This is a genomic window from Micromonospora humidisoli (assembly GCF_016900955.1).
In the GTDB taxonomy this organism is placed as follows: domain Bacteria; phylum Actinomycetota; class Actinomycetes; order Mycobacteriales; family Micromonosporaceae; genus Micromonospora; species Micromonospora wenchangensis.
On record NZ_JAFEUO010000003.1, the window covers coordinates 267,742 to 282,008 of the forward strand.

Sequence of the window (14,267 nt, forward strand, 5' to 3'; positions counted from 1 at the left end):
CTCAGGACGACGTGGTGGTGATGATGGCGGCCGTGGTGGTGACCGTGGTCGCGATCATGATCGCGGCCTGGGTCTCCTCGATCGCCTTCTTGGTCGCCGCGGACGCCCAGTCCCCGTCGGCGATTTCCGTGGCGCGGGCCTTGAGCCGTTCCTTCGGCAGCTCCCGGAAGAGCTTGCGGTCCAGCCCCACCGCGCGGGTCAGGCCGAGCAGCGCGGCCGTCCGGGCCTCCACCGGGCCGTCGGCGAGCAGCGCGTCGACCATCCGCTGCCGGGCCGCCGTCTCCGCCACCGGCTCCGCGCCGGTCGGCGACGGGTAACGGGTACGCGGGAAGACCAGCAGCACCCGGTCGGACTCCCGGCGCAGCACCCCGGCGTCGACCAGGCCCGACAGCACCCGGTCGGGCAGCCCCTTGGCCAGCCGGCTGATCCAGTCCTTGGGCCGGCGACGCCTGCCGTCGGCGGCCACCTGCGCGAGGGCGTCATCGAGCAGCGGACGGCCGACCGGCGTCGGGTCGGTCACCACCAGCCGGTCGTCGGCCACCTCGACCCGACCGGCGAGAGCCAGTTCGAGCAGTACCGCACCGGACAGCCCATAGTCGAGGTGCGGCCGGCCGAGCCGGTTCACGCCGGTGTCGTCGTAGGCGAGCAGAACCAGTTCGTCAGCGAGGGTCAGCGGTGCCATGCCGTCCACGCTAACTCCGTGCCGCGAACCCCGCCCGTGGGCGGACCCGGCGGTGATGCCGGTGACCGTCTGCCACGCCCCGGTGACCGCCGGGGGAGGATCTGAAACAATTACGTCCATCGACTCACTGCTGCTCGGCACGCTGCTGCCCCTGGCCGGCTTCGTGCTGCTGACCGCCGGCAACGCGTTCTTCGTCGCGGCCGAGTTCGCCCTGGTCACCGTCGACCGGGCGGAGATCGACAGACGGGCCGAGGCCGGCGACGCCACCGCCGCCACCGTCCGCCGGGCGCTGCGCGAGCTGTCCTTCCAGCTCTCCGGGGCGCAGCTCGGCATCACCCTCACCGCGTTGCTCACCGGCTACCTGGCCGAACCCGCCCTGTCCCGGCTGTTCGCCCCGCTGCTGGCCCCGTTGGGCGGGACGGACCGGTTCGGCCCGCTGCTCGCCCTGGCGCTGGCCACCCTGCTCTCGATGCTCTTCGGTGAGCTGGTGCCGAAGAACCTGGCGCTGGCCCGGCCGATGCCGGCGGCGTTGGCCACCGCCGGCCCGATGCGGGCCTTCTCCCGGGCCTTCGGCTGGCTGATCCGCGGGCTGAACGACTCGGCGAACCGGCTGGTCCGCCAGCTCGGCGTGGAACCGCAGGAGGAACTGGCCAGCGCCCGCTCCCCGGAGGAGCTCGGGCTGCTCGCGGCCATCTCGGCCCGCGCGGGCGCGCTGCCGCCGGACACCGCGATGCTGCTGCGCCGGACCATCCGCTTCGGCGACAAACGGGCCGCCGAGGCGATGACCCCCCGGGTGGACGTGATCGCGCTGCGGGCCACCGCCACCGTCGCCGAGCTGCTGGACCTGTCCCGGCGTACCGGCCGCACCCGGTTCCCCGTCTTCGAGGAGACCCTCGACCTGGTCACCGGGGTCGCGGCCGTGCCGGACGCGCTCGGCGTGCCGCTGGCCGCGCGGGCCCGCACCACCGTCGCCTCGGTCGCCCGCGAGCCGGTGTACGTCCCGGAGAGCCTGGACCTCGACGGGGTGCTGGCGGCATTGAAGGCCGCCGGGTCCGACCTGGCCATCGTCGTCGACGAGTACGGGGGCACCGACGGGGTGGTGACCGTCGAGGACCTGGTCGAGGAGCTGGTCGGGGAGATCGCCGACGAGTTCGACCCGGCCACCGTGGACGACGTCCACGACACCGGGCTGACCGTGCCGGGCGGGGAACGGACGGTCCTGGTGGACGGGGTGCTGCGTGGGGACGAGTTGTTCGAGCAGACCGGCTTCCGGCTGCCCGAGGGCCCGTACGAGACGCTGGCGGGCTTCCTGATGGCCCGGTTGGGGCACATTCCGCTGCCGGGCGAGACGACCCGGGCGGACGGCTACGCGTTCACCGTCGTCGAGGTGGAGCGGCACCGGATCGAACAGGTCCGGGTGGTCCGCCCCGAGGAGCCGCACGCCGATGACTGAGCTGCTGGTGGCGGTGGTGCTGCTGCTCGGCAACGCGTTCTTCGTGGGCAGCGAGTTCGCCCTGATCGCGTCGCGTCGTACGGTGGTGGAGCCGTTGGCCGCCACCTCGAAGCGGGCCCGGTGGGCGTTGTCGGCGATGAACCAGATCCCGCTGATGATCGCCGGGGCGCAGTTGGGCATCACGGTCTGTTCGCTCGGGTTGGGCGCGATCGCCGAGCCGGCCCTGGCCCACCTGCTGGAGCCGGTGTTCCACGCGGTGCTGCTGCCGGCGGGCGCGGTGCACCCGGTCTCCTTCCTGATCGCGCTGGGCGTGGTGGTGTTCCTGCACACCGTGGTCGGCGAGATGGTGCCCAAGAACATCACCCTGGCCGGGCCGGAGCCGTCGGCGCTCTGGCTGGGGCCGGCGATGCTGGCGTTCTGCCTGGCCACCAAGCCGTTGCTGCTGGCGATGAAGTGGGCGGCGCGGCAGGTGCTGCGGCTGTGGGCGGTGGAGGCGGCCGACGCGGTCAAGACGGTCTTCACCGCCGAGGAGTTGGCCGGGCTGGTCGCCCAGGCCCGCACCGAGGGGTTGCTCGACGCCGGGGAACACGCCCGGATCACCGGGGCGCTGGCGTTGCACGACCGGACGGCGGCCGACGCGCTGCAACCGTGGTCCACGGTGACCACGGTGGCCGAGGACGTCTCACCGGCGTCGCTGGAGGTGTTGGCGACGAGCACCGGCCGGTCCCGGTTCCCGGTGGTGCAGCGTTCCACCCGCCGGGTGCTGGGGTTCGTACACGTCAAGGACGTCCTCGGGTACGCCGGGGTGGCCCGTCGCGCGCCGGTGCCGGCCGAGGTCTACCGGCCGCTGGCGGTGGTCCCGCCGGACCGTACGTTGGCCGATCTGCTGCTGGCGATGCGGCGCGAGCGGCGGCACATGGTGCTGGTGAGCGACGGTCGCCGCCCGCTGGGGGTGGTCACGCTCGACGACGTATTGACTGCCATCGTTGGAAATTGAGTGGACACCCTTTGTGTGCAAGCGATTGCACTGATGTGATGGATTGCCCACCCGCCTTGATTCCCCACCGCGACTGCCCCTAATGTTGCACCGGCCGCTGTGGGACGTCTGCCTCCTTCTTCCCCTTAGCGAGGCGCCCGGCGGTCGGTTGCAAAGGAGTCGACGCCGGTGGCAACCATGCCCCCTCACCGTCACGCCCAGGGCCAGCCGCCCGTACGGCCGGCAGCCCTCCGGCGGATCGCCCGCCGCCTGCTCACCCTGGTCGCGGCGGTCGCCGTCGGTGCCGGGATGTTCGCCGTGCCGGCCCACGCCGCGCCGTCGCCCGAGGAGATCGAGGCGGCCCTCGACAAGCAGTGGGAGCAGATCGAACCGACCATCGAGAGCCACCACAAAGTCCAGGAGCAGCTGAAGGTCAACCGCAAGAAGGCGGCCGACCTCCAGAAGAAGATCGAGCCGCTGGCGCTGCAGAGCGAACTCGCCCTGGGCCGGGTCGGTGACCTCGCCTCCCGCTACTACAAGTCTGGCCCCTCGCAGGAGCTGAGCGCGCTGCTCACCACCACCAAGCCGGGCACCCTCGCCACGCAGCTGACCATCCTGGACCGGCTCGCCGCCGAGCAGCGCCGGGAGGTCGAGGCCGTGCTCGTGGTCCGCCGCAAGTACGACGCCGAGAAGCAGAAGCTCGACACGCTGATCGCCGCCGAGGTGAAGCAGGAGAAGGAACTCGCGGCCAAGAAGAAGCAGATCAATGCCGAGATCAAGCGGCTGCAGGCGGCGATGCCGAAGACCACGGTGAAGGTGAACGGCTGCCCCACGATCAACGGTGTGGTCAGCTCCGCCGCCCGGACCGCGATCGCGACCGCCTGCGCGCAGGTCGGTGACCCGTACGTCTGGGGCGCCACCGGGCCGAACTCGTTCGACTGCTCCGGGCTCACCCAGTTCGCGTACAAGGCGGCAGGTATCTCGCTGACCCACTTCACCGGTGCGCAGTGGAACGAGGGCAAGGCCATCCCGCGCTCCGAGGCCCGCCCCGGCGATCTGGTCTTCTTCTTCAGCGACCTGCACCACGTCGGGCTCTACCTGGGCAACGACATGATGGTGCACGCGCCCCGGACCGGTAAGCCGGTCCAGGTGACCAGCATCAACTACATGCCGGTGGCCGGCTTCCGCCGCCCCTGACCAGCGCAGACGTCAACCCCCGGCCCGATGGGCCGGGGGTTGCGTGTTTTCCGGTCACCGAGTGTGCCGGCCCGGCGGGTTGCGGATCGATAACGACCATCTCTACTCTGGTCAATCGTCGGTCGGCACCAGGTCCGCCCCACCCGGGGTGGCGTCGGCCGGCACCGCCGAGTCGCCTCCGGGCGAGCCGGGGACCCAGGTACGCCGGGGTGAATCCGCGACCGCCGCGGTAGGGCGCTCCCTTCCCGCCCGAACCCGTCAGCTAACCCGGTAGGCGGTCGAGGAAGAAGGAGCCCGGAGCCCGGTGGCACACCATGCCCCGCGGCCGCCGTCGCACCGGACGACCCAGGTCGCCCGGAACACGACGGTGCCGCGCCCACGCTGGTCCCGCTTCACCACCACCCTCGCCACCCTGGCCGCCGCAGCGGTCGTACTGACCGGTGGCCCTACGGCGGCGCACGCCGACCCCTCGGTCGCCGAGATCGAACGGCAGATCGACCAGGACTGGAACAAGCTCGAACCGCTCATCGAACAGCACAACGCCACCCGCATCGACCTCGCCGCCAAGCGCCGGCAGGCCGACGCGCTCGGCAAGCGCATCGCCCCCCTGCAACGCCGTGTCGACCAGGCGATGAACCAGGTCAGCGGCCTCGCCGTGCAGGCGTACAAGGGCGAGAACATGTCCACCGTCAACGCCCTGCTCGGCAGCCGCAACCCGAGCCAGGTGGTCGAACAGCTGGGGCTGCTGGACCGGTTCGCCAGCCGCCAGCAGCGCGAGGTGCGGGCCGTCGCCGAACTGCGCGACGAACTCGCCGCGACCAAGGCGCCGCTGGACGAGATGGTCGCCCAGCTCACCCGTACCGAAGCGCAGCTCGCGGCCCGCAAGAAGCAGATCAACACCGAGATCGACAGGTTGCAGAAGTTGCGGCTCAAGGTCTACGGCAACGGCGGCGGCGGGCCGCTGCGCCCGGCGCCGTGCCCCGCAGGCTACCCAGGTGGTCCGGCCGGTACGGCGGTCAAGTTCGCCTGCGCCCAGATCGGCAAGTTGTACGTGTGGGGCGCGGCCGGACCGAACAACTACGACTGTTCCGGGCTGACCATGGCGGCCTGGGCGAAGGCCGGGGTGTCGTTGCCGCACAACGCCCGGCAGCAGCGCCAGGTCACCGACCGGGTGAGCCGGGCCGACCTGCGCCCCGGCGACCTGGTCTTCTACTACTCCGACCTGCACCACGTCGGAATGTACGTCGGGGACGGCTGGGTCGTGCACGCCTCCCAGGCGGGCAAACCGATCACGATGAAGCGGGTCGACGACGGGCCGGTCAACAGCTACGGCCGACCCGGCTGAGCCACCGTGTCGGGGCCCCGGACCCGGGGCCCCGACACGGCACGCCGCGTCAGCCGATGGTCCAGGTGCGCCAGTTCTGCCAGGAACGGCTGGGGGTCGGCCCCCGCTGGCCCTGGTAGCGCGACCCGTACACCGCGGAGCCGTAGGGGTGCTCGGCCGGCGAGGAGAGCCGGAAGATGCAGAGCTGGCCGATCTTCATGCCCGGCCAGAGGGTGATCGGTAGGTTGGCCACGTTCGACAGCTCCAGCGTGACGTGGCCGGAGAAGCCCGGGTCGATGAAACCGGCGGTCGAGTGGGTGAGCAGCCCCAGCCGGCCCAGGCTCGACTTGCCCTCCAACCGGCCGGCGAGCTGGTCGCCGAGGGAGATGACCTCAAGCGTGGAGGCGAGCACGAACTCGCCCGGATGCAGCACGAACGGCTCGCCCGCCGGCACCTCGACCATCGACGTCAGGTCGTCCTGCTGCACCGACGGGTCGATGTGGGTGTAGAGGTGGTTGTTGAACACCCGGAACAGCTTGTCGAGGCGCACGTCGATGCTGGACGGCTGCACCAGACTCGGCTCGAACGGCTCCAGCGCCAGCGCGCCCGCCTTGATCTCGGAGACGAGGTCCCGGTCGGAGAGCAGCATCGGGACACCATATCCAGCGCCCCGGCCGGACCCGCCCACCGGGCCGCCCCACCGGCCGGCGTCGTCGCCGGCTCCGAGGCGTACGTCGGGCCGTTCGACCTGCGTGTCGGACTGATTTTCGAACGCCTGTTCGATAGGATGACGACATGGCATCCTGGTCCGCATTCGCCGCCGACGAGCCCCGACTCGCCGACGGGATCCGCCTTCTCCTGCAGCAGTACGGGTCGGGTTTCGGCTACCTGGCCACCGTCCGCGCCGACGGCGGTCCCCGGGTGCACCCGGTCTGCCCGCTGGTCACCGACGGCGGGCTGTTCTGCTTCGTCGTCGACTCGCCCAAGCGGCGTGACCTCGAACGCGACGGCCGCTACGCGCTCCACTCGTTTCCGCCTGAGGACAGCGACGACGAGGCGTACGTCGCCGGTCGCGCCGAGCCGGTGACCGACCCGGCCCGGGTGGCGCTGGTGGCCGAGATCGGCCGGGCCGCGCCCCAGGTCGACTGGCGGCTCTTCGAGTTCAGTGTCGACGTCGCCATGCTCACCCGCCGTGAGCACGGTGGCCCGTTCAGCGGTGACGCCGGGCGTCCCGCCGTGCAGGTCTGGCTCGACCCGGTGCCCGGTCGGCACGGTGTCGCCGGCCTGCCCGACCAGCGCCCGTCCCGGCGCGGTCGGCACGGGTTCGACACCCGCCGCACCGCCGCCTGACCCCGGAAACGACGGTGCCGGCCCCGTCCCCAGGGGACGGGGCCGGCACCTGACGCTGTGCGGCGCCGCCGGTCAGGCCGACGCGCGGTACGCGGTCCAGGCGTTCACCATGCGGCTCGCCTGCCCAGCGGTGAACTGGTACATGCACGAGTCGTAGGTGTAGTCCATGAAGTTGGTGATCGGGTCCTTGCCGGTCGCGGTGCAGGTGTCCCGGCCGGTCGGGCACTGGTAGGCCGGCTCGCGCTCGGCCGGGGTGTCCGAGACGCCGTCGCCCGAGCCCGAGCAGCCACCCTGGAAGGTGTGGTAGAGGTTCAGCCAGTGGCCGACCTCGTGGGTGCCGGTGTCGCCCAGGTTGTAGTTGGTGGCGGTGCCGTTCGGCAGCGATTCGCCGAGCACCACGACGCCGTCCATGACGTCCAGGGTGCGCTTGGGGAAGGTGGCCCAGCCGAGCAGGTCGTCGCTCAGCTCACCCAGGTACATGTTGAGGGTGTTCTTGCCGCCGGTGCGCAGCGAGGTCTTCATCGCCCGCTCGGCCGAGGAACCCTGCACGATCGGGTACCACGACGCGTTGGTGACCCGGTTGATCTTCTGGAGCTGGAAGGTGAAACCCGTGGCGGCCCCACCGGTCGCACCGCTGTACGCCTGGTTGAGCACGCTGATCTGCGAGTTGATCATCGAGTCGGGGATGTTGCCCCCGGCCCGGGTGCTGTCCCGCTGGATGACGTGCACGACGACCGGGATGCTGATCGGGGCCAGCGCCACCGTCGTGCCCTCGGTCGAGCCGCTGCGGTAGCTGGACTTCGACTGTAGGGCGCTGTTGCGCAGGGCGGCGGCGAACTCCGCCTCCCGCTCCTGGACCTGCTTGGCGGTCAGCTCGTTGGGGTCGTGCCGCTTGTGGGCAGCCTTGCTGCCGCCACGGACGCGGGCGTCGGAGTGGACGTCCGCGTGGGCGTCGGCCGGCTCCGCGCAGGACGTGTTGTCGGGGGCTGCGGAGTACGCGGAAGCCGCAGGTACGACGCCCACCGCAGCGGTGCTCAACAGCAGCGCGAAGGTCGTCGACGCGACACCGGCGGCACGCCGGGTCAGCAGGTTGGGACGCAGTCCCATGGGCCCACCTCTTTCTGGCGGCGCGGCAGGGGGTATGTCGCGCCGAGGTCGTGAACGTGGGGGTGACGTTACAACTGATCGACACGTTTGAGAACGTCCCCAAGCTGCTTCTGTGAAACATCTGACCGTTTTGTTTCAGCAGGTGGTGGCTGGTTGCCTACGCAAGGTGATCGGTGGTGTGCGGGGTGCCCGGGTGCGCGGGCGCGGTCACCTCAGGTACAGTGGTCCCGCTTGCGGGTGTAGTTCAATGGCAGAACATCAGCTTCCCAAGCTGACAGTGCGGGTTCGATTCCCGTCACCCGCTCCACCACGAAGGCCCTGACCAGGATGCGAATCCGAGTCAGGGCCTTCGGTGTCTCATCCGGACCGTGATGGCGCGCGGGCCCGCCTCTGGTGCCCGCGACGGCGAGGGTGGCGCGCCGGGCCCACCCCGTCCGAACCACCGCTCGCCGCCCCACTGCCCGCCGGTCACCGGGATCCCGGCGGCCTGACGCCCCACGGGTGAGCATGGCGGGGACATATGCCCGTGCGCGCCCTTTAGACCTGATGACGTGAACGATTCACACCGATGACCGCAGCGGTGTCGGACGTCAGCACAGCGCGCCGTCCGTCGCCTGCTGCCTATCCCGCCGTCCGTCGCCTGCTGCCTGATTCGTTGACGACATCAGCTCGAAAGGACGCGCCAGGACTACCCTGCCCAGGATGACCCGGGCGACAGGCCGAGGTGGAAACGTCGGCACTTTTGCGTCGAGGCTCATGCGGGTGCCTTCCCCCCTGCGCCGAGGAGGTTACCGTGCCGGCGAAGCTGACCCCGGGACGAGGCCGTGGCCCTCGTCGATCGGATCATGCGGCTCGACTACGCCGACGACGTCGAACTGCACGACTGGCTGGAGAGGCTCGGCCGTGATCTGGCCTGTCCGGACGTCTCCGATCTGATCTTCACCACCGTCCCCGAGTTGACGGCCACTGAGGTCGTCGACCGCGCGTCGGCGCGCCGGCCGGTCGAGATGCCGGCCACCCCGTGGCCGGAGCCCGACGACCGGCTCCGACGTCGCTGACCCACGGGAGCGCGGAGGTACGCCCAGTGCCCACCGCTGCGCATATGCGGTCCCTGTGCTAGAGCCCGCCTTCGAGTTCGCGAATCACCCGTTCGATCGATTCGTTCACCCGCGACGTCTCGACGTGAACCAGATCGTAGAGCCGTTCGAGTTCAGAATCCAGCTCATGAGATTCGGGCGAGTCGCTCCCGGTTGAATACTCTGCGACGATACTTCCATTCTCGTCCATGATCCGGATGTTGTGTCGACGACCGTTGAAGGAGAGGGTCAGGGAGGAGGAGGGGGTGGAAGTTCGGAACGCCTTGGAGCCGAACGGGTTCATGCGTGGGGTGGGTTTCCATTCGATGGACCCGCGGTCGGTTCTTGTGTTCAGCAGTCTAACCAAGTGGAGCAGGCGGCCAATCGTAAAATCACCTTGCATCGTCAACGCCTCCAGCTTGGATGCCCTGCACGGTCGCAATTGCGCCCAGCTCGTTCGTTACCTTGGCTATCGCGTCCCGCACGTCCTTTGTCGCCGCGGCCAAGTTCAGGTCACCACCTGACCCACTCAGCTCAATCTGGGCCTGGGACGCGGCCGACACGGAATCCTGGATGTCGACCAGCAGCTCACGTCTTGCCAATTTGCCAACCTGTAGGAGGCCGCGTACCTGGCCCGCCTGCCAGCGCCAGGATTGAAGCGAGGAGGCGACGACGGGCTCCGAGCCGCTTCTGATCGCGCGGTCCAGTTCCTCTTCGACTCGCTGCAACTGAGGGATCAGGCCCAAAAGACTGCTTCTTCCGATGGCCTTTTGCGAATTTCGGGCGGCGCTTTCGGCGGCTTCCGCAGCCTTGCGCGTCTTCTTTACCTGATTGTAGGTGACCCCGAAGCCGATGATCGCGATTGGCACTGCCGATATGTCGGCAACGTGACCTATAAGGTCAAGCACGTTCACGGCAGCACCATCCTTTCGGTGTGGCCCACCCTACTGTGGGCGCAGATGCGGCACAGCACTCCGTACTGGCAGATGATCGACAATCGGCGGCGCGGCGCGAATGAGGTGCCACCCTCGGCCCTCTCGGAGGCGGGCCTGTTGCCTACGCTGGCGATCATGCGGATTGGCATCGTGATCCTTCCCGACCAGCGCTGGCCACAGGCGCGTCGGCGCTGGCAGCAGGTGGACGCGTGGGGCTTCGACCACGCCTGGACGTACGACCACCTGGGGTGGCGGGATCTGGTCGACGGTCCCTGGTTCGATTCGATGTCGACGCTGACCGCCGCCGCGATGGTGACCGAACGGGTCCGGCTGGGCACCCTGGTCGCCTCGCCCAACTTCCGGCATCCGGCCGCGTTCGCCCGACAGGTCACCACCCTCGACGACATCTCCGGCGGGCGGCTGCTGCTGGGCCTCGGCGTCGGCGGCATCGGCTTCGACTCGGCGGTGCTCGGCGGGGAGACGCTGCCGCCCCGGCCGAGGGTGGACCGGTTCGGCGAGTTCACCGAGCTGCTGGACCTGATCCTGCGGGAGGACGGCACCACCTGGCGGGGCGACTGGTTCAGCGCGGTGGACGCCCGGAACAACCCGGGCTGCGTGCAGCAGCCCCGGGTGCCGTTCGTGATGGCCGCCAACGGGCCCCGGTCGATGCGGCTGGCCGCCCGGTTCGGTCAGGGCTGGGTCACCACCGGCACCGGTGAGGAGGAGCTGACGGCCTGGTGGGACGGGGTGGCGACGCTCTGCGCCTGGATGGACCGTACCCTCGACGAGGTCGGCCGGGACCCGGCCAGCCTGCCCCGCTACCTCTCGCTGGACTCGGCACCGGTCTTCTCGCTGCGCAGCGCCGACTTTTTCGCCGAGCAGGTGGCGCGGGCGGCGGCGCTCGGCTTCACCGACGTGATCACCCACTGGCCCCGGGCCGACAGTTGGTACGCCGGCGACGAGGCGGTGCTGGTCGACGTCGCGACCCGGCTGCTGCCGGAGCTGCGTACGCCCTGACGGGCGGCCCCTCCCGGGGCGGTTCAGGTGCCGAGGTCGCCGGTGGGCGTCCCGCCGTCGCCGGCCGAGACCAGCCGGAACCGGATACAGACGATCGCGGTGTCGTCGGTGACCGGGGTGCCGACCCGCGCCCAGTACCCGGCGTGCCCGGCCCGCCAGTCCTCGATGGACCGGTCGCCCTCCCCCTCGGAGCGGGCGAAGTCCCAGGAGACCTCGGCGAAGGGGACGATCTCGATCCCGGTTACCTCGACCACCCCGACGAGGGCGTCCCGGTCGTCGACCAGGGCCAGCCGTTCGCCGACGTGCTCCAACTCCTCGTTCTCGTCGGCGTACTCGGTGAGCAGGCCGGCGGTGGCCGTCTTCACCCCGGCCAGCACCAGCGTGTTGAGCGTGGTGCGCACCTCGCCGGGGGTGCCGAGGGCGAGCGTGCGGAGTCCGCCGATCCGTGGCCACATGCGGCCGAGGCTACCGCCGCGTCGATCTCCTGTCGCCCGGGTGCCGGCCACTGACCGGGCCGTGGTCAGGGCAGGTCGGCGGGGGTGAGCAGCCCGCGTACGCCCAGTTCGGCGGCGACCGGTTCGGGCAGGTCGACGACCACGGCGGCGACGCCGACCCAGTGCGCGCCCCGGGCGGCGCACAGGTCCCGGACGGCCCGCACCTGGGCGCCGGTGGCGACCCAGTCGTCGACCATGAGTACCCGGTCGTGCGCGCCGAGCCGGTCGTCGCGTACCGCGAGGTCGACCTGCCGGCCCCGGAAGTCGGGTGGGCTCTGCGCCCAGGTCAGCGGGCCGGCGGGGAGGCGTCCGTCGCCCGGCTTGTGGGCCGGGACGAAGCCGACGCCCAGGGCGGTCGCGGCGAGCGGCCCGAGCATCAGCCCGGTCACCGCGGGGGCGACGACGACGGTGGGCCGGTCGGTGCGGAACGGCGTGACCAGGGCCGGACCGAGTCCGGCCAGCACCTGCGGGTCCCGCCACCAGGCCGAGACGTCGCTGACCAGGTGGCTGCTGCCGGGGCCTGGATCGACCCAGGCGAACAGCTCGGCCAGGCGGTCACGCAGTGTCGCGGTCATGTCCACATCCTCGGCGGTGAATGCCATCGGTGGCATTCTGGCCCGTGCGGCCCAGCGCTCCTCGGCTGATCGGTCACACGTATCACTGTAATTCCGGGCATACCACCATGATCACGTTGACTTCGGAAGTGCTTCTCTCGTTACGGTCCGAGCCGTTATGCAGGCATACGAAAGGACCGAGCCGGTGGTTGGCAGGCATACCCGTACCCGGATCTTCTCCTCGCCCGCCGGCATCGCCGCCACCGCCGCGCTCGGCGTCGCGCTCGCCGTCGGCGGCACCGTCGGCGCGGTGCAGCTGACCGCCGACGACGCGCCGGCCCCCGTGATCGTGGACACGGTCGCCCCCGGTGCCGTCGCCACCACCGACGCGCCGACCCCGACCCCGACCCCGACCCCGAGCGCCACCGCCTCCCCGAGCGCCAGCCCGTCGCCCACCGTCACGGCCAGCCCGAAGCCGACCCGGACCCAGGCCGCCTCCCGGAGCAAGCCGCGCACGGCCGCGCCCAAGCCGTCCGCCACCACCAAGAAGGCGGCCGCGAAGAGCAACGTCGTCGACAGCGGCTCCTGTGGCGCGTCCTTCTACGACGAGGGTCAGTTGACCGCCAACGGGGAGAACTTCGACCCGGGCGCGTTGACCGCCGCCCACAAGACCCTGCCGTTCAACACGAAGGTCCGGGTGACCAACCCGGCCAACGGCAAGTCCGTCACCGTACGGATCAACGACCGTGGCCCGTTCATCGACGGGCGTTGCATCGACCTGTCCCGGGCCGCCTTCGCCGCGATCGCCTCGGTCGACCTGGGGGAACTGACCGTCAGGTACGAGGTGCTGGGCTGACGGCGAACGGTGGCGTCGGCGGGACGGCCGGGTAGAACACCCTCAATCGTGGGGCTAGGTTCATTCTCCGGCCCGGTTCCATCAGGCATGCTGTCCCACGTACGTAAACATGCCTTCCAGTTGGGCCGAGGCCCACTGAGTCCCGGGTCCCGCGCCGGCGTCGGCGCGGCTGTCGGGCTGCTCGCGCTCGTCTCGGCGATCGAGTCGGCCGACGGCCGTGCGGTGCACTACGTCGCGCTGATGACGGTGGCACCGATCCTGGCCGCCGGCTTCGCCTCCTGGCGTGCGGTGGCCGGGGTGGGTTTCCTCGCGCTGCTGGTCGGGGTCGGTTTCGCGGTGGCCGATCCGGCGATGGAACTACCCACGGCGGTGTCTCTGGTCGGGATCGCCGTCGCCACGGTGGTGGCGGCGAGCGTGGCGGCGGTCCGGCAGGGGCAGGTGGAGCGGATCGGCGAGTTGTCCAGGTTGGCCTCGGTGGCCCAGCAGGCCGTGCTGCGTCCGCTCGGCCCGCAGGTGGGCACCCTGGCGGTGGCGGCGCGGTACATCTCCCCCACGGCCACCGCCGAGATCGGCGGCGACCTGTACGAGGCGATCGACACCCCGTACGGCGTGCGCATGATCATCGGGGACGTGCGGGGCAAGGGGCTGGACGCGGTCCGGCTCGCCAGCATCGTGCTCGGCTCCTACCGGCACGTGGCGTACGAGCGGCCCGACCTGCGGGCGGTGGTGGCCGACCTGGACCGGGCGGTGGCCCGCAACGTGGGGGACGAGGACTTCGTCACCGCCGCCGTGGTCGAGGAACGCGGCGGCACGCTGACCATCGTCAACTGCGGCCATCCGGCCCCGCTGCTGCTGCGCCGGGGTGCGGTGATCCCGCTGGAACCGCCCGCCCCCGCCCCGCCGTTGGGGTTCATGCCGGTGGTCCGGCCCCGCGTCGAGCGGCTGGAGCCGGGGGACCGGCTGCTGTTGTTCACCGACGGTCTCGGCGAGGCGCGGCGCGACGGCGAGTTCTTCCCGACCGCCGACCGGGCCTGGCGGCTGCTCGGCCACGGCACGGTCGGCGACGGCCTGGCCTCGCTGGAGACCGCGCTGGTCGAGTGGGTGCACGGCCGGCTCGACGACGACATCGCCCTGGTCCTGATGGAGTACACCGGCCCGCGCAGCGGGGTCACGGTGGCGGTGCCCTCGTGGGAGGTCGGCGCGGCCGAGAGCTGAGCGCCGGGTGTGTAATCGCCGTCACTTCCGC

Annotated in this window: 16 protein-coding genes, 1 tRNA gene and 1 riboswitch; of the genes, 10 read left to right on the forward strand and 7 right to left on the reverse strand. The window is 70.9% G+C overall.

The window, feature by feature from the left end; all coding sequences use genetic code 11:
- Window position 1: 1 nt before the first annotated feature.
- Window positions 2–682 carry a GOLPH3/VPS74 family protein gene (locus JQN84_RS11895; protein ID WP_239485270.1) on the reverse strand — a complete coding sequence of 227 codons (681 nt, stop codon included), beginning with the start codon at window positions 680–682 and terminating at the stop codon, window positions 2–4.
- A gap of 145 nt (window positions 683–827) precedes the next feature.
- Here JQN84_RS11895 and JQN84_RS11900 point away from each other — a divergent pair, with 145 nt between their 5' ends.
- The 4 genes from JQN84_RS11900 (at window position 828) to JQN84_RS32255 (ending at window position 5,653) form a co-directional block, all read left to right on the forward strand.
- Window positions 828–2,135: a hemolysin family protein gene (locus JQN84_RS11900; protein ID WP_239485356.1), complete on the forward strand. Its 1,308-nt coding sequence runs from the start codon at window positions 828–830 to the stop codon at window positions 2,133–2,135.
- Complete coding sequence (locus JQN84_RS11905; protein ID WP_204958433.1) at window positions 2,128–3,132, forward strand: hemolysin family protein; 1,005 nt, start codon at window positions 2,128–2,130, stop codon at window positions 3,130–3,132. Before JQN84_RS11900 ends, JQN84_RS11905 begins: the two co-directional genes overlap by 8 nt.
- 177 nt (window positions 3,133–3,309) lie before the next feature.
- The gene (locus tag JQN84_RS11910) at window positions 3,310–4,308 is read left to right on the forward strand and encodes a C40 family peptidase (RefSeq protein WP_204958434.1); all 999 of its coding nucleotides are present in this window, start codon (window positions 3,310–3,312) and stop codon (window positions 4,306–4,308) included.
- A gap of 155 nt (window positions 4,309–4,463) precedes the next feature.
- A riboswitch (cyclic di-AMP (ydaO/yuaA leader) is annotated at window positions 4,464–4,600 on the forward strand.
- Between the two features lie 12 nt (window positions 4,601–4,612).
- On the forward strand, window positions 4,613–5,653 hold the full coding sequence (locus JQN84_RS32255; RefSeq protein ID WP_204958435.1) for a C40 family peptidase: 1,041 nt from the start codon (window positions 4,613–4,615) through the stop codon (window positions 5,651–5,653).
- Window positions 5,654–5,702: 49 nt separating this feature from the next.
- Here JQN84_RS32255 and dcd read toward each other — a convergent pair whose 3' ends face one another.
- Window positions 5,703–6,281, reverse strand: a complete 579-nt coding sequence (dcd, locus tag JQN84_RS11920; RefSeq protein ID WP_204958436.1) for a dCTP deaminase — start codon at window positions 6,279–6,281, stop codon at window positions 5,703–5,705.
- A gap of 146 nt (window positions 6,282–6,427) precedes the next feature.
- On the opposite strand from dcd, the gene JQN84_RS11925 reads away from it, so the two are divergent.
- The gene (locus JQN84_RS11925; protein WP_204958437.1) at window positions 6,428–6,982 is read left to right on the forward strand and encodes a pyridoxamine 5'-phosphate oxidase family protein; all 555 of its coding nucleotides are present in this window, start codon (window positions 6,428–6,430) and stop codon (window positions 6,980–6,982) included.
- A 72-nt stretch (window positions 6,983–7,054) separates the two neighbouring features.
- On the opposite strand, the gene JQN84_RS11930 is transcribed toward JQN84_RS11925, so the two are convergent.
- Complete coding sequence (locus JQN84_RS11930) at window positions 7,055–8,089, reverse strand: zinc metalloprotease (protein WP_204958438.1); 1,035 nt, start codon at window positions 8,087–8,089, stop codon at window positions 7,055–7,057.
- A gap of 233 nt (window positions 8,090–8,322) precedes the next feature.
- Between JQN84_RS11930 and JQN84_RS11935 the strand changes: the two genes are divergently transcribed.
- Window positions 8,323–8,396, forward strand: a tRNA-Gly gene (locus tag JQN84_RS11935).
- Between the two features lie 517 nt (window positions 8,397–8,913).
- Window positions 8,914–9,147 carry an e9imm peptide gene (locus tag JQN84_RS11940; RefSeq protein WP_307821174.1) on the forward strand — a complete coding sequence of 78 codons (234 nt, stop codon included), beginning with the start codon at window positions 8,914–8,916 and terminating at the stop codon, window positions 9,145–9,147.
- A 58-nt stretch (window positions 9,148–9,205) separates the two neighbouring features.
- Here JQN84_RS11940 and JQN84_RS11945 read toward each other — a convergent pair whose 3' ends face one another.
- Both JQN84_RS11945 and JQN84_RS11950 read right to left on the reverse strand, forming a co-directional pair.
- Complete coding sequence (locus JQN84_RS11945) at window positions 9,206–9,574, reverse strand: hypothetical protein (RefSeq protein ID WP_204958439.1); 369 nt, start codon at window positions 9,572–9,574, stop codon at window positions 9,206–9,208.
- Window positions 9,558–10,079 (reverse strand): hypothetical protein, encoded by a 522-nt coding sequence (locus JQN84_RS11950; protein ID WP_204958440.1) that lies wholly within the window; start codon window positions 10,077–10,079, stop codon window positions 9,558–9,560. Before JQN84_RS11950 ends, JQN84_RS11945 begins: the two co-directional genes overlap by 17 nt.
- 156 nt (window positions 10,080–10,235) lie before the next feature.
- On the opposite strand from JQN84_RS11950, the gene JQN84_RS11955 reads away from it, so the two are divergent.
- On the forward strand, window positions 10,236–11,117 hold the full coding sequence (locus tag JQN84_RS11955; protein WP_204958441.1) for an LLM class flavin-dependent oxidoreductase: 882 nt from the start codon (window positions 10,236–10,238) through the stop codon (window positions 11,115–11,117).
- Window positions 11,118–11,140: 23 nt separating this feature from the next.
- Here the strand turns inward: JQN84_RS11955 and JQN84_RS11960 are convergent, their stop codons facing one another.
- Window positions 11,141–11,572: an ASCH domain-containing protein gene (locus JQN84_RS11960; RefSeq protein WP_204958442.1), complete on the reverse strand. Its 432-nt coding sequence runs from the start codon at window positions 11,570–11,572 to the stop codon at window positions 11,141–11,143.
- A 65-nt stretch (window positions 11,573–11,637) separates the two neighbouring features.
- Window positions 11,638–12,186: a phosphoribosyltransferase gene (locus tag JQN84_RS11965; RefSeq protein WP_204958939.1), complete on the reverse strand. Its 549-nt coding sequence runs from the start codon at window positions 12,184–12,186 to the stop codon at window positions 11,638–11,640.
- A 184-nt stretch (window positions 12,187–12,370) separates the two neighbouring features.
- Between JQN84_RS11965 and JQN84_RS11970 the strand changes: the two genes are divergently transcribed.
- Window positions 12,371–13,021, forward strand: coding sequence for a septal ring lytic transglycosylase RlpA family protein (locus tag JQN84_RS11970; protein WP_307821175.1), 651 nt, complete (start codon window positions 12,371–12,373; stop codon window positions 13,019–13,021).
- A gap of 87 nt (window positions 13,022–13,108) precedes the next feature.
- A complete protein-coding gene (locus JQN84_RS11975; protein ID WP_204958444.1) occupies window positions 13,109–14,236 on the forward strand; it encodes a PP2C family protein-serine/threonine phosphatase in 1,128 nt (375 codons plus the stop codon).
- Window positions 14,237–14,267: the final 31 nt, after the last annotated feature.